The following is a 14,837-nucleotide window of genomic DNA, read 5'->3' as shown; positions in this document are numbered from 1 at the left end:
AAAACCAAGAGAATACACGGATGAGCCAAGCTATCTGTCAATTGATTGCTAAAGAGCTGAATGTTAGCACTAAGCAAGTTGAAGCGGCGGTTAACCTAATTGATGACGGTAACACCGTTCCTTTCATCGCCCGCTACCGTAAAGAAGTCACTGGTGGCTTAGATGACACCCAACTTCGTAACCTAGATAGTCGCCTTCACTACCTGCGCGAACTTGAAGATCGCCGCCAAACCATTCTTAAGTCGATTGATGACCAAGGCAAACTCACCGCCGAATTACGTCAGGAAATTGAATCCACCGACAGTAAAACTCGACTCGAAGATTTATACCTGCCCTACAAACCGAAAAGACGCACCAAAGGACAAATTGCGATTGAAGCGGGTCTTGAACCGCTCGCCGATCTCCTTTGGCAACATCCGGACAATGAACCGGAAGCGTCTGCCGCTCAATATATTGATGAATCAAAAGGGATCAGTGATAACAAAGCCGCACTCGATGGTGCCAGAGCGATCATTATGGAGCGAATCGCTGAAGATGCGGATCTACTTGAAAAAGTAAGAACCTATTTAAAGCGCCATGCGCAACTCAACGCCCGCGTGGTGGCTGGCAAAGAGCAACAAGGCGAGAAGTTTAAAGATTACTTTGCTCATGATGAGGCGATCAGTCAGATCCCATCTCATCGAGCGTTAGCCATGTTGCGAGGGCGCAATGAAGGCTTCCTGCAATTAACGCTCAACGCAGATCCCAACAATGAAGAAGGGCAGCGTAGTTCCTATTGTGAAACCCTGATTGCTGAACACTATGGTATTCACCTCAGCCAAGCGGCTGCGGATACTTGGCGTAAACAAGTGATTAGCTGGGCGTGGCGCATTAAAGTTTCGATGCACCTTGAAACTGAACTTATGGGGGCATTGAAAGAGCGCTCTGAGATCGAAGCTATCGAAGTCTTTGCTACCAACCTTAAAGACCTATTGATGGCTGCACCAGCGGGTCCTAAAGCGACGCTGGGTCTTGACCCTGGCTTACGTACCGGCTGTAAAGTGGCTGTTGTTGATAGCACAGGCAAAGTGTTAGCGACCGACACGATTTATCCTCACGCACCACAAAAACAATACGCTCAAGCAATGACGAGTATTGAAAAGTTGGTTAAACAACATCACGTGGATCTGATTGCGATTGGTAACGGCACCGCATCACGCGAGACCGATGCTTTTGCGGCTGACTTGATTCAACGTAATCAGTTTGCAGTACAAAAAATCATGGTCAGCGAGGCGGGAGCATCGGTCTACTCGGCTTCAGAACTGGCGGCCAAAGAGTTTCCTAATCTGGATGTGTCTTTACGTGGGGCTGTCTCTATTGCCCGCCGCCTTCAAGACCCTCTCGCGGAACTGGTTAAGATTGACCCTAAATCTATCGGTGTTGGTCAGTATCAACATGACGTCAGCCAAACCATGCTGGCAAAGCGTCTCGACGCAGTGGTTGAAGACTGTGTGAACGCGGTTGGTGTTGATGTGAATACGGCTTCACCCGCTCTACTCGCTCGCGTTGCGGGATTAAGTGCAACCATCGCTCAGAACATTGTCAGCTATCGCGATGAAAACGGTCGATTTAATAGTCGCTCAACCTTGAAAAAAGTCTCCAGATTGGGACCTAAAGCCTTTGAACAGTGCGCAGGGTTTCTACGCGTTATGGGCGGAAAAAACCCGCTCGACGCCTCTGCCGTTCACCCTGAAGCCTACCCTGTAGTCAATAATATTGCAGCCAACACAGGGCGCGATTTGGCTTCCATGATCGGAGATAGCACTTTTTTGAAAGGTCTTAAGGCGCTTGACTATACCAACGACGACTTTGGTCTCCCAACCGTGACCGATATTATCAAAGAGCTCGATAAGCCTGGTCGAGATCCTCGTCCAGAGTTTAAAACCGCCACTTTTGCTGACGGCATCAATAAGGTCTCCGATCTTGAGATCGGTATGATTCTCGAGGGCGTGGTTTCGAATGTGGCTAACTTCGGTGCATTCGTTGACATTGGTGTTCATCAAGACGGTCTAGTGCATATTTCTGCGCTAACGGATCGCTATGTCAGCGATCCAAGAGACGTGGTTAAAGCCGGTGATATCGTCAAAGTGAAAGTGATGGAAGTCGACGTGGCGCGCAAGCGGATTGCGCTCTCGATGCGTCTTAAAGACGAACCGGGGCAAGACAGCCGCCAGAATCGCAGTACCCACCAAGGTAAACCAACCCATCAAGGCAAATCAGCGAATCAAGAGAAGCCCGCTCGACGAGATAACCATTCTCGACCAGGCTCAAACAACGGAAACAGTGCGATGGGTGGCGCTTTTGCCGCTGCTTTTGCTAAAGCCAAAAAGTAGCCACTGAACTTGTCGCTTTAGCGCTAACGGTTTAGAGCCATCGGCATAGAACCATTCGCATAGAACCTACAAGTTTCTTGAAACAAGAGCATTATAAAGCCTCCTACAATCACCAATATTGTTGGAGGCTTTATTTTGACTATTCAATAGTTTCCATTAGCATCACATTTTTTTGCACATGAAATCCTGTGTACTCTACCAATGGTTATACTTAGCACGATTTAGTCACCTTTAACCTGATACTAAACTAAAGGGCACCTCAATGAATCCAACGCCAAAATCACTCTCACTTGCTGTTCTCAGTGGCATGCTAGCCATAGCGGGTCCTGCCATGGCTGATGAAATCAAACTCCGTATTATTGAAACCACGGATATCCACACCAATGTCATGGATTACGACTACTACAAAGACAAGCCGTCACAAAAGATAGGCTTAAGTCGTGCTGCGACTCTGGTTAAGCAAGCGCGCAACGAAGTGACCAACAGTGTGCTAGTTGATAATGGCGACCTTATCCAAGGCAGCCCGATGGGTGACTATATGGCGTCAAAAGGCGTCAAAGTTGGCGAAGTTCACCCAGTGTATAAAGCGATGAATCAACTGGGCTACGACGTCGGTAATATTGGTAACCATGAATTTAACTATGGTCTTGAGTTCCTAGCTAACTCGATTCAAGGGGCGAACTTCCCTTATATCAGTGCCAATGTGTTCGACCAAAAAACCGGAGAGCACTATTTCAAACCCTACCTAATCAAAAGCCATCGCTTTACCGACAGCGAGGGTCAGCAACAAGAAATCAAAGTGGGCTATATTGGCTTTGTCCCACCGCAAATTATGGTTTGGGATAAGAAAAACTTAGAAGGTAAAGTCTTCGCAAAAGACATTAAGGACACCGCGGAGACACTGGTTCCTGAGATGAAAAAGCAAGGCGCGGACATCATCATCGCCATCCCTCACTCTGGCGTATCAAGTGACCCTTACAAAGCTGGCGCTGAAAATTCTACCTACTATCTATCTGAAGTCGCGGGGATCGACGCTATCGCGTTTGGTCACTCTCATGCCGTTTTCCCAGGTAAAGGCTTTGATAATATTCAAGGTGTCGACAATCAAAAAGGCACCATTAATGGCGTTGCCGCGGTTATGCCGGGACGCTGGGGTAGTCATGTCGGTGTTATGGATCTCGTGCTTGAGAAGCAAGCGGGTCAGTGGAAGGTGATTGACGCTCAGACAGAGGCAAGACCTATCTTCGACACCGCCAATAAGAAACCACTGGTTGATGCGGACAAAAATATTGTTGAAGCAGTCAAGGGCGATCATGACGCAACTCGCGAATTCGTGAACCAACCCATTGGTAAGGCAAGCGATGTCATGTACAGCTTCCTCGCGCTAGTGCAAGATGACCCAACCATACAGATCGTCAACCTAGCACAGAAAGACTACGTCGAAACTATGATTCAAGGGGATCCTGATCTGGATGGCTTGCCAGTACTGTCTGCCGCTGCACCATTTAAGGCAGGCGGTCGTAAGAATGATCCAGCCAACTTTACTGAGGTAGAAGCGGGTCAATTGACCTTCCGCAACGCCGCTGACCTTTATCTCTATCCGAATACCCTCGTCGCCCTTAAAATGAGCGGCAATGAGGTCAAAGAGTGGCTAGAGTGTTCTGCGGGTCAGTTCAATCAAATTGATCCTAGCTCAACCAAGACACAATCATTGATTAACTGGGATAGCTTCCGCACCTATAACTTTGATGTGATGGATGGCGTCAACTACCAAATCGATGTAACGCAACCTGCACGTTACGACAGTGATTGTAAGCTGATCAACAAAGACAGCGAACGTATCCGCGCATTAAGCTACCAAGGTAAACCCCTTGACCTCAAACAGACCTTTGTCGTTGCAACCAACAACTACCGCGCCTACAGTAATAAATTCCCAGGCACGGGCAGTGAGTTTATCGCCTTTGATTCACCGGATGAAAACCGCAGCGTTGTCGCGAATTACATCTCTAAGGTCAGCAAAGAAAAAGGGCAAGTGACACCAAGTGCCGACAACAACTGGCGTTTTTCACCTATCCAGTCAGACGTACAGCTCGATATCCAGTTCGAAACCGCACCTTCAGAGAAAGCGGCGCAATTTATTGCCGATAAAGGTCAGTACCCTATGACTAAAGTCGGAAGCGACGAGGTAGGGTTTGCTCTGTATCGCATCGATCTGCAAAAATAACTAAGCTAGATCAACCAACTAAACTGGCTAAAAGAAAAAAGAGCGCGGATGCGCTCTTTTTGTTTAGGTAACAGCGATAATATCGGAGGGTGTATTCGGTGCAACACTATGACCATAGTGGTAACGAATCACCGTTCGGCGTTTAGCCATTTTTCCTTTTAATATCGCAGCCTGCATTATTTTCTTAGGCAGGCGAAACCGCATCGCATAACCTTTCCCCTGACTGGCACTGTAATTATTGAGCGACAGTAGAGAGAACAATCGTTCCAGCGGATCGTCAGGTTTTTCCTGTTCATCCGCTTCATAATCTGGGTGCTCTGCAGGGTCCCAGGCGTTGCGACGACGACGTTTTTCATCAGCATTGAGGCGACGCTCTGCATTGCTTCTCGCCAGTTCTACCGCAGGCACTACCGGCTCTTTTACTCGATTCTCTCGAGCAACTTGTTCCGTTTGCGGATTGACGGTCGGAGCAATAACAGGCGCACCCACGCTGTTTGGTGAAACGATCATCCATCACTCTCCTCTGTATGAGTGAATTGCGCTTATACTAATTAACGCTGCACTTTCTAGGCGAAGAACGTCGCGTTAATTACCCACTCTGTATCGGCGATTATGTGTTGTTCTTTATGGTTTTGTTTGAAAAATAACCACCTGCGCAGCTATGTCCCTAGCAGATCTATGTATCGAACCGATCTATGTCTCAAGAAAATCTATGCATCAAGCAAATCTATGCATCAAGCAAACGGATGACTTGCGAAATAAACCCCTCTTGTTCGGTAATGAATGGCGCGTGAGAAGATTGTTGGAAGATAAAGCTATCGTGTCCCTGAGTCGTCTGCTGTAGCGTCTGAGTGATTTTGACCGGCACCAACCCATCAAGCCTGCCATACCAACGATGAACGGGCACCGTTAATTGCGACAGCGCAGGTCTTAAATCCATTTCATCAAGCCACTTTAACCCTAATGCCAGCGCAGAAAAATTGGGGGCTGGTCGGGATAAAACCGCCTGTTTTAAGCACTTGATATCCTGTCGTGCGCTGGGACTGCCCATCGCTTGTAGAGCCATAAAGCGCTCGATGGTGAGGGAAAAATCTTCGACAAGTTGTTGAGTAAAGTTAGCCAGTACCTGCTTTTTGATGCCTCGCCATTGTTCTCCCTCAGAGAATTTTGGAGAACTGGCTAAGGTCACTAACCGAGTCACTCGTTGCGGAGCCTGTTGCGCGATACGAGTCGCAATCAAGCCACCCAAAGACCAGCCAAGCCATATCGCCTGACTTGGCGCTTGTTTCAACAGTCTATCGGTGAGCGCCTCCATCGAGTCACAATCGACTTGATGACTGAATCCGTAGCCGGGTAAATCGACACAATGCACCCTAAAATGCTGAGCGAGCTGATCAATGCAATTTTGCCAGACCGCACCATTCATTCCCCAGCCGTGTAGTAACACGAGATCTGGTCCCTCACCTTGGGCTTGCCAATATAGTTCTGTCGATTGCGTCACGTTCACTCCTACAAAAATCCGACTAATTTATTTGTTATCCGTGTGATTCTATCGGTTACTCAACGTCTGTTTTGGACCCTGCCATTCAACATGCTGATACCTAAACTCTGTCACATCTGCGGGTTAGAGATGAAGCCCACCTTTCGCCACCCTCTTTGGTGCGAAACTTGCCAACGCTACTTTGCCCCTCAACCTCGCTGTTCACGTTGTGGGTTGCAGATGCAAGGAGCCGGTCTGGTTTGTGGACTCTGCCTCGTAAACCCTCCCCCATGGAGCAACTTATATTGTGCTGCCGATTACGTCTACCCTTTGTCACCTTTAATACATAAGATCAAAATCGCCAAGCAACTTAGCTTGCTTGCGCCCCTTATGAGCCTATTACATCAAGCGATCCCTCAATCATGCAATCACTTGATCACCGTCCCCATGCTCTGGCACAAGCAACTTTGGCGCGGCTTTAATCTTAGCGAAACAATGGCTTACCAACTGCAAGCTCTCGAACCGAGCATCGCTATTCATACTAAGACATTCCGCAAACATCGTCATACCCCAGCACAAAAGAGCCTCAATAGACAAGCTCGACTGCTCAATGTCCGCAACGCGTTTTCTCTTTACCAACCGCCCCAAGTAACGGAGGTCGCCATTATTGATGATGTCGTCACAACCGGGGCGACTGTGCGACATTTAAGTGAATTATTACTTGAAGTGGGCGTGAAAAAAATCGATATTTACTGTTTATGCCGCACTCCAAAGTAGCCGATTAGCTTAATTGGGTATCCATGCTCTATTTGCTAAATAAGTAATGCGTCTTAGCGATAAGAAAATAAACTTTGTGTTACCAAGGCGACAAGGAGTAGAATGGCTGCAATAACCCACAACTTTACTCAGGTATTCGTCGTGTCAAATCCTATTACAATTACAGAAAGTGCTCAAAGCCACTTTTCAAAACTTTTAGCTCAACAACCTGAAGGCACTAATATTCGTGTTTTTGTGGTCAACCCAGGTACTCAAAATGCGGAATGTGGTGTGTCTTACTGCCCACCGGAAGCGGTAGAAGCGACTGATACCGTATTCACTTACGACCTGCTGTCTGCTTATGTCGATGAGTTATCACTGCCGTTTTTAGATGAAGCTGAAATTGATTTCGTCACCGATAAAATGGGCTCTCAACTTACCCTGAAAGCGCCAAACGCAAAAATGCGTAAAGTGTCTGATGATGCTTCTTTGATGGAGCGTGTTGAATACTCAATTCAAACTCAAGTTAACCCACAACTTGCTGGTCATGGTGGTCATGTAAGCCTGATGGAAATTACTCCAGAGGGGATCGCGATTGTACAATTCGGTGGTGGTTGTAATGGTTGTTCTATGGTGGATGTGACTCTAAAAGAAGGGATTGAGAAACAACTTCTAGAAGAGTTCTCCGGAGAACTCACCGCCGTTCGCGATATGACGGAACATGACCGTGGTGAACACTCTTACTACTAAACATCCTATCTGATAGATTAGACGTGGTCGCAGCAGAGTCTTGCACTACCGAGTACATCGCTCTGTTGCTATACGCCACAACAATGCCAGTGCAAGGAGGGAACACATGCCACCTAAGAAAGGGCCGACAATATTAACTAAAAGTACGGTCGCCGAGTCTAGGCTATTTAAAATCGAAGCCCTAGACCTCGAATTCTCTAACGGTGAAAAACGCACATACGAACGCATGAAGCCCAGTGGTCGAAGCGCGGTTATGATGGTTCCCATTACTCAAGACGGTGATATTCTATTAGTCAGAGAGTATGCTGCTGGTACTGAAAGATATGAATTAGGCTTTCCCAAAGGGCTTGTTGATCTCGGTGAAGAGCCTGAGCAAGCGGCTAACCGAGAGCTAAAAGAAGAAATCGGCTTTGGCGCACATAAGCTAACTCGTCTCAAAGATGTGGTTCTTGCCCCTTCGTACTTCTCAAGCAAAATGGCGCTGTTTGTTGCTCAAGACCTATATCCTGAAGTGCTGCAAGGTGATGAACCTGAGCCACTCGAAATGGTAAAGTGGCCATTGGCTCAAGCCGAAGAACTGCTAACACACCTTGATTTCTGCGAAGCGCGATGTATCACCGCTCTATTGCTTACCTTACGAATCAAAACGCAATTGGGGCTATCACTATGAGTGCATTGCAAAAAGACTTCTCTCATCTACTGCCTAATGTCATCGACATCGCTCGTTCAGCGGGTCAATTAATTCTCGATATCTACGAGAATAAGCAGTACGAAGAGTTTATTAAAGCGGATGAGACACCGGTGACTAGCGCCGATTTAGCGGCTCATAAACTGATAATGGAACAGCTTTCTCAGTTGACTCCCGATATTCCTATCCTTTCCGAAGAAGCCGCAGATATTAGTCTAGATAAACGCACTCAATGGAGTGAATATTGGTTGGTCGATCCCCTTGATGGCACCCAAGAATTCATTGCTCGCAGTGGTGACTTTGCCACTATTATAGCGTTAGTTCGCGACAATAGACCGATTATGGGCGTTGTTTACGCGCCAGTTTCTGGCGTGACTTACTACGCTTACCACGGCAAAGGCGCGTGGAAAATTCCAGACTTAAATGAAAGCTATCGCATCAATATTCACCAACATGAGAGTGAGCAACAGGCTATCTCTATTGCCATTAGTCGCCGCCAGAACATCAATCAAGTCACGGCGAGAATGAACAATGCTTGGAATTACGATCTTGTGCCGCTTGGCTCTGCGGCATTAAAAGCCTGCTTAGTCGCAGAGGGTGCCGTAGATTGCTACCTGAGACTTGGGCCTACGGGGGAATGGGACACTGCGGCAACTCAGTGTATTGTTTCTGAGGCGGGTGGAAATATTCTAAGCACAGCGCTTGAGCCACTCTCTTATAACCAAAGAGAGACACTAGAAAACCCCAACTTTATTGTCATTGGCGACCAAGATTTGCCATGGTCACAAATTCTAGTCAAGCAATAGTAGTTCGCCGATATAACACGTAAAAAGGCACGATTATTCGTGCCTTTTTGTTGTTTTCCAGCGATGGTTAATTACCGTCTTCTATCGCTTAGCTTGACTATAAGCTATTTTGATAATTCTATAATTTACCTTGATAAGTAAAGCTATAACGCCCTTGGTTGTCTGGATTACCCAGCCAGCTCAGTTGCTGACTCATACCTGTAGGAAACTGTGAACCTGGCTTAAACCAAGCCTCAGTTTGATACTGGCGATTTGGCGTCAACTGAGCCGTCATTCCACCCATCACTTGCGGACTATTTTGAGTACCTGTCGCCGAGATCGTGCTCTGATCACACTCAAAATCAATCATCGTTGGACCAAAGCTCAGGCTACCAAGCGGGGTTTCCGCTAAACCTTCATTCCATGCCAAGTTGCCCTCACCTTGAGAACACCAAGGCGATTGATATGTCGCAGACTTAATCGCAAGTTCAAGTCGACCACCTACCGTGATCGGCAAAGGTAAGGCAGGGGCTAATTGCATCGCTTGATCTGCCGGAATAGAAGCAACAACGGTTGAAACATAAGGTCCTGACGTTGAGATGCCGACATTCCCTTTGCCAGAAAGCCCCATTGCGCTCCCGCGACCAAATCTAAGGGCAAATTCAGGCGATAGCTTGATGACACTCATCCAATCAAAATTCCAGCCGACTTCTCCCAACGACCAGTTTTCATACTGAACTTGCTGTGCTCTACCTTGCCAAATGGTTCCCTCTACACCCTTAATATCAATAAAGTCAGGGACTGGAGCATAGCTTAATACCACGTTGGCGGGAGCATGATAGATGGCACTGCCAATAAACACTGTTGAGAAAACCGCTACATAGCTAATAACTCGTTTCACTTAGCTACCTCGCTTAAATTGTAAACGCTTAACTTCAATAACACCGTCCTGATCAGACTTATCAATATCCATCACTTCAACACTGATACCTTGCTGCTGCTCTAAGTAGAACAGCCAATTGACAAAAAACTCAAATGGAATCGGTTTGATCCAAACTTGCAGTTGTTCATTACGAGGCTGCATACGAATTAATTCAATATTGAAGCGACGAGTTGATGAAGTCACTACCTGATTCAACGGCTGGCTTGATACCACGACACCACCCGCCTCACGCTGCTCGGTAATTTTATCCGCTTGCTGTGTCACCCAAGATAGCAACTGTTTCTCTGATTGAATGCGAGACTGTGCCAATTCCGTGCGCTGGTCAAAGGGAGCAAGAATTCCCCAGTAGATACCGCCCACCAGCAAAATAAGGGCACAGACTACAACCAATCGCTGCTCTCTTTGACTAATGCTTACCCACCAACTTTGGGCCATTAGAAGCAATCCTTTCATAATCCGCCCTATTTCTTCTTCAATACAAAATTACCCATCACTCGATCACCATTCTTATTCAATGGTCCTTGAGTAACAGTAAACTGGGCTTCCAGTTCATTTTTCGCAGTTTCAAAGCTAATGAAATCTTTTGCGGTCACATCCATACGCACTTCATTACGATTACCATCATAAGTAAAGCTCTCAACTTGCATAGCGTTGACCTTGCCGACGGTCTTTGGCAACTGAGATAACCACTCCAATACAGAAGTCGATGACTGATCACTCCCCCCTAAACGGCTTAGTTCACTTGTCATCTGCCCTTTGAGGTAGCTCACCGTTGGTATACGTTGTTTATCGGGGAAGATGGCTCTAAATATGCGCTCGCTTTCCGCTCGGTATAGAGCGGCTTGAGATTCGTATTGATTGACCAACACCACCTGCTTTGCGATTAATGCCACAAGCAAAATAGATGCTGCCACCGCTACTTTTTGCCAAACTTTCCAATGCTTAACAAATGATGCCTTGGGCTTAAACTCACCGCTAAGCAAGTTAAAAGCGCTATCAACTACACCTTTGGATAAAACCGCCATCGGTAGCTCGACAGGTTGCAACTGCCAAGTCACCTGTTCAGATAGAGTGATGATTGATTCATCGACGGAAGAGTAACTTTCTATCACCACTTTTTGTGGCTCATGACTGTCATCTTCTTGCTCACTCGACTCTACAATTCTTGGCTCAAAAACATCGCTGCTGAGTATCGCTGCCAACCAATCTTGCTCCACGACCATACCCGCATACTTATCCGTACGCAGCACCCACTGACCGTTCATATCAACCGCCGTGGTATGTTGGGACTCAGGCAAAGTGAGAACATCAGGGACCACTTTTTTCACATCCATCCCTTGGGCGGCAAATGTGGCAAGTAACGACGTCAGATAATCTCGGTCTACAGCACAAATTTGCGCACTGGTCCCGTGCTTATGCAACACAGTAAAATGTAGGTCATCGACGTCCTGAGCCACATCATCTTCCACCAAGTAAGGCAACATGGTTTCGAATTGACGTGCTCCCCCTGCTGGGATTTCCACTTTTGAAAAGTGAACGTCTTGGCCGCTTAGCATCACCAATGTGACTCTCTGCTGGGCATACTCTTTAATGCTATCAAGTAGGTCGATACTCTCTAGCGACCCACTGGCAATCATTTCTTGCTGGTTCGTCGACCAAACTGCCCAATCTACGGGGCTGTTTGGCTGACTATTCAGACGAACGGTCAGGAACTCGCTCACGGAATCCTCCAAATCGACGGCGAACGACGGTTACGTTCTCTCTGTCTTCACTATAAAACAATGTTCTGAGTCGTATTCGGGACTCGTCCACGATGACCTCAGAATCTAATTCAAAATAGGCGCTATCCACAGCTAAATACTGCTTAGCTTCATCAGTCACATCATCAGTGATTGAGCTCAACTGTGGTTCTTGTAAAAAATCGTCAACACTATCCCAACCATCAAATGGACGATTCTCAATGATCTGTTGAGCAGCATCTTGAGAAAGGTTAGGAGCAAACATCGCCGCGATAATGACTGACTGTTCAGGCACGACGGTATTGACATTCAATAACCAACCCGTGCTAGGTAAAGCACACACCAAAGGGGCGATTTTTAGCATGGCATCCCCCGTCACTTGATTTACCGCTCGTAACTCACTGCTATCAGCCAATAGTCCGTTGGCACTGACATACGCCGGTGATAGCGATTCATAATAGCTATCACCCACACCGGATACCAAGCGAACATCGGTACTGGTGTTGATAAACTCCCAAGCTGAATCCGCGATCTGCTCAGCCTGATAACTGTCAACTTGGCTCTGCTCAAGCAACTCACGGAAAAGCGACACCAAGTAGGGGCGTGACGTGCTATTGCTGTTGGGCTCAACCTCACTAAGGGCATTAAGGTTAAAGCATGCCTGCATATCTCTGATTCGTCCTGTGGCGACACCATAATCAAGCGGATAAGTTTGCTCTTCAATTGCCCATGCTTGATTCAGGTTCACCGTATCGCTGTTATTTTCGTAGCTCTGCTCGATACCGACAACCGCAAGAGCCTCGACACCCACTGAATACCAATAGGCTTGCTGATAATTTATCTGGCTACTTGCTCTTGTGAACTGACTAAACAGTCGCTCTGACATCGTCGCTGCAATCGACACCATAATGGCAAGCAGCAACAGGATAACTATAAGCGCAACCCCTTGCTGCTGGCGCTTTGGTTTTCCGAAGCGGGACATCGGTATCAAATGGTTAGCTTTCATCACTGCTTGCCCCATTGACTGACCCCCCTGACGTCAGATAAATACGTGAGATATCTTGATAATCTTTAAGGGTTAAGGTCACTTCGACAGCCTGAGGTAATGCTAAGTCAGTTTCCCATTCATCTAACCAACTTTCGCCGTTATAAAAGCGGACATTCCACCCCTCTACATCGGATAAAATGGGTAGCTCTATCGCAGGCTCGCTGACTGCGGTATCAGGGTAGCGCCACCAAAGACGTTCTAACTTGCCCTCGACTAAACGATAACCCACCTTAGCCACCTCCCCTCGAGGGAACTGGTTTTGTGGATTCAGCCAGCCCAAACGAGTAAACAGCAAGCCACGAGTGTCAGACTCGAGTAAATTAGGCTGCCAAACAATCAGACGAGTCGTCGGTTCGGCACCATCTTGACGAAACTGGCGCAGTGCGAGTTGACGAAAGTCACTGTCCATATAAACGAAAGCGCGCTGGATTTCTTGTAAACGCTGGCTACGAACTTGAGATAATTCATTGCTGCGCTGAACTTGATTCACCACCTGATACGCCGCAACGCTCAAACTGGCAAAGATAGCAATAGCGACCAATACCTCTATGAGTGTGAAGCCTTTTTGCTTGTTGTTGACTATTGACTTAGTTAGCAACGTAGCTCCTTACCGTCACGATCGGGCTACCTTTTTCGCTATCAGAGACTGAAACGTCAAAGGCTTTAAGGAAATTATCGACGGTACTCACTGGGGTCACTTTCCAGTACCACTCAACGCCAGCCAGCGTCTCTTTTCCCTTACTTGCTTTTAATGCGTCAGTGCTGAGCATCACCTTCGCCATTTGGTTATCTACCACCATAGCAGCAAAGGTTTTTTGCTCTAAATAGCTGAGTGTATTGATATGTTGAGTGACGGAACGAATGATAGAAATGGCGGCAGTGGCAAATATCGCCAGAGCAATCAACACTTCTAATAGCGTCATACCTCTATTTGCTCTCGTCATTTTTATCCTTGTCATCCAAAACTCGAATCAAACCATTCTCTTGAATCTGCACATACCATGACTGGTCAACTTGGCTTCTATCTTGTGGAGAAAAAACAAACTCTCCCGGCGTGATTTCCCCACTCGATAGGATGAAAATTTGTGGTGGCTCTTCTGGTTTTACTTTATCTGGGTCAGCAAACATCTCATCATCAAACAGAGAAGAGGGTTCAAATAGACTTTCACTGCTTGCCCATGCGCCCTGACTCAAATCTAGCTTAAGATCAATTCCCTCGGGTAGTACCGTTTCTTCTGGGATTGAGCTCAATTGAGCCAATTGCCAACCCTCGGCTTTAAGCTCCAAAAATACATACTTAGATTTGTCTTTATCAACACGTATTCCAAAGTCTTTACCCGCTAACATCGCCTCTTCATTGAAGAGTTGCAGCCTTTGGAATAGGCGCTGAGATTCGGTTTTTACGATATCTTGTTGGTTTTGTGGCAGAGTAGAAATCACTGCAACCGCACTGATCGATAACAGCACCAGCACCAATAAAACTTCTAGCAGCGTGAAACCACGTTGGCGAGCAGCTCGCATCTTGGCTATTCCCTATCGTAAAAATCAGGCAGGGAGTCAATTTCCCTGCCTACTACCGATTCCCATTACTGGAAGTCTTGAATGTTCCAGTTACCAATATCTGCCGCAGCGCCTTCGCCGCCTTCTTGACCATCAGCACCAAGACTAAAGATATCAATGGTTCCTTTATCGCCAGGGCTTAGGTATTGATAATCATAACCCCATGGGTCTTGAGGCAGACGACGAATATAACCATCTGTGCGGTAGTTACGTGGCTCCGGATTGTTTGGTTTTGTTACCAAAGCGTCTAAGCCCTGATCCGTGGTTGGGTAGACGCTATTGTCTAGCTTGTACATATCAAGGGCATTTTCTAAAGCCACAATATCGGTGATCACTTTTTGTTGATCGGCTTTCTCTTTGTTGCCAAGCAGGTTGGGTACGACAAAACTGGCTAAAATACCCAGAATGACCACCACGACCATCACTTCTAGCAGCGTGAAGCCTGCTTGTTTTTTCATTGTCTTTTTCATGAATTACTCCGAAATAATTGCT

Annotated in this window: 16 protein-coding genes; 6 read left to right on the top strand and 10 right to left on the bottom strand. The window is 46.9% G+C overall.

Annotated features, from left to right (window positions below):
- Window positions 1-20 precede the first annotated feature (20 nt).
- Together L9Q39_RS01065 and cpdB are read left to right on the top strand one after the other, a co-directional pair.
- Complete coding sequence (locus L9Q39_RS01065) at window positions 21-2,372, top strand: Tex family protein (RefSeq protein WP_237483305.1); 2,352 nt, start codon at window positions 21-23, stop codon at window positions 2,370-2,372.
- Window positions 2,373-2,634: 262 nt separating this feature from the next.
- Entirely contained in the window at window positions 2,635-4,596 is a 1,962-nt protein-coding gene (cpdB, locus tag L9Q39_RS01060; RefSeq protein WP_237483304.1) for a 2',3'-cyclic-nucleotide 2'-phosphodiesterase, read from the top strand.
- 63 nt (window positions 4,597-4,659) lie between these two features.
- On the opposite strand, the gene L9Q39_RS01055 is transcribed toward cpdB, so the two are convergent.
- The gene (locus L9Q39_RS01055; RefSeq protein WP_237483303.1) at window positions 4,660-5,106 is read right to left on the bottom strand and encodes an ATP-dependent Lon protease; all 447 of its coding nucleotides are present in this window, start codon (window positions 5,104-5,106) and stop codon (window positions 4,660-4,662) included.
- Between the two features lie 217 nt (window positions 5,107-5,323).
- Window positions 5,324-6,097, bottom strand: a complete 774-nt coding sequence (gene bioH, locus L9Q39_RS01050) for a pimeloyl-ACP methyl ester esterase BioH (protein WP_237483302.1) — start codon at window positions 6,095-6,097, stop codon at window positions 5,324-5,326.
- Window positions 6,098-6,466: 369 nt separating this feature from the next.
- On the opposite strand from bioH, the gene L9Q39_RS01045 reads away from it, so the two are divergent.
- The 4 genes from L9Q39_RS01045 (at window position 6,467) to cysQ (ending at window position 9,076) form a co-directional block, all read left to right on the top strand.
- Window positions 6,467-6,853 (top strand): ComF family protein, encoded by a 387-nt coding sequence (locus tag L9Q39_RS01045; protein WP_237483301.1) that lies wholly within the window; start codon window positions 6,467-6,469, stop codon window positions 6,851-6,853.
- A gap of 141 nt (window positions 6,854-6,994) precedes the next feature.
- Window positions 6,995-7,582 (top strand): Fe-S biogenesis protein NfuA, encoded by a 588-nt coding sequence (gene nfuA, locus L9Q39_RS01040; protein WP_435532800.1) that lies wholly within the window; start codon window positions 6,995-6,997, stop codon window positions 7,580-7,582.
- A 106-nt stretch (window positions 7,583-7,688) separates the two neighbouring features.
- Window positions 7,689-8,252 (top strand): ADP compounds hydrolase NudE, encoded by a 564-nt coding sequence (gene nudE / locus L9Q39_RS01035; protein ID WP_237483299.1) that lies wholly within the window; start codon window positions 7,689-7,691, stop codon window positions 8,250-8,252.
- A complete protein-coding gene (cysQ, locus tag L9Q39_RS01030) occupies window positions 8,249-9,076 on the top strand; it encodes a 3'(2'),5'-bisphosphate nucleotidase CysQ (RefSeq protein WP_237483298.1) in 828 nt (275 codons plus the stop codon). Before nudE ends, cysQ begins: the two co-directional genes overlap by 4 nt.
- A 118-nt stretch (window positions 9,077-9,194) precedes the next feature.
- Here the strand turns inward: cysQ and L9Q39_RS01025 are convergent, their stop codons facing one another.
- The 8 genes from L9Q39_RS01025 to gspG form a co-directional block, all read right to left on the bottom strand.
- Window positions 9,195-9,956, bottom strand: a complete 762-nt coding sequence (locus L9Q39_RS01025; protein WP_237483297.1) for a type II secretion system protein N — start codon at window positions 9,954-9,956, stop codon at window positions 9,195-9,197.
- On the bottom strand, window positions 9,957-10,451 hold the full coding sequence (locus L9Q39_RS01020) for a type II secretion system protein M (protein WP_237483296.1): 495 nt from the start codon (window positions 10,449-10,451) through the stop codon (window positions 9,957-9,959). It abuts the gene before it with no gap.
- An 8-nt stretch (window positions 10,452-10,459) separates the two neighbouring features.
- The gene (gene gspL / locus L9Q39_RS01015; RefSeq protein WP_237483295.1) at window positions 10,460-11,719 is read right to left on the bottom strand and encodes a type II secretion system protein GspL; all 1,260 of its coding nucleotides are present in this window, start codon (window positions 11,717-11,719) and stop codon (window positions 10,460-10,462) included.
- A complete protein-coding gene (gene gspK, locus L9Q39_RS01010) occupies window positions 11,688-12,743 on the bottom strand; it encodes a type II secretion system minor pseudopilin GspK (RefSeq protein ID WP_237483294.1) in 1,056 nt (351 codons plus the stop codon). The genes gspL and gspK overlap by 32 nt, the downstream gene beginning before the upstream one ends.
- Window positions 12,733-13,383 (bottom strand): type II secretion system minor pseudopilin GspJ, encoded by a 651-nt coding sequence (gene gspJ / locus L9Q39_RS01005; RefSeq protein ID WP_237483293.1) that lies wholly within the window; start codon window positions 13,381-13,383, stop codon window positions 12,733-12,735. Before gspJ ends, gspK begins: the two co-directional genes overlap by 11 nt.
- Window positions 13,373-13,729: a type II secretion system minor pseudopilin GspI gene (gene gspI / locus L9Q39_RS01000; RefSeq protein WP_237483292.1), complete on the bottom strand. Its 357-nt coding sequence runs from the start codon at window positions 13,727-13,729 to the stop codon at window positions 13,373-13,375. The genes gspJ and gspI overlap by 11 nt, the downstream gene beginning before the upstream one ends.
- The gene (gene gspH, locus L9Q39_RS00995) at window positions 13,713-14,306 is read right to left on the bottom strand and encodes a type II secretion system minor pseudopilin GspH (RefSeq protein WP_237483291.1); all 594 of its coding nucleotides are present in this window, start codon (window positions 14,304-14,306) and stop codon (window positions 13,713-13,715) included. The genes gspI and gspH overlap by 17 nt, the downstream gene beginning before the upstream one ends.
- Before the next feature lie 65 nt (window positions 14,307-14,371).
- Window positions 14,372-14,815 carry a type II secretion system major pseudopilin GspG gene (gspG, locus tag L9Q39_RS00990; RefSeq protein ID WP_237483290.1) on the bottom strand — a complete coding sequence of 148 codons (444 nt, stop codon included), beginning with the start codon at window positions 14,813-14,815 and terminating at the stop codon, window positions 14,372-14,374.
- Between the last annotated feature and the right edge of the window lie 22 nt (window positions 14,816-14,837).

It is taken from the genome of Vibrio hippocampi, assembly GCF_921292975.1.
Lineage (GTDB): Bacteria > Pseudomonadota > Gammaproteobacteria > Enterobacterales > Vibrionaceae > Vibrio > Vibrio hippocampi.
This window is presented reverse-complemented; position numbering and strand designations above follow the sequence as displayed.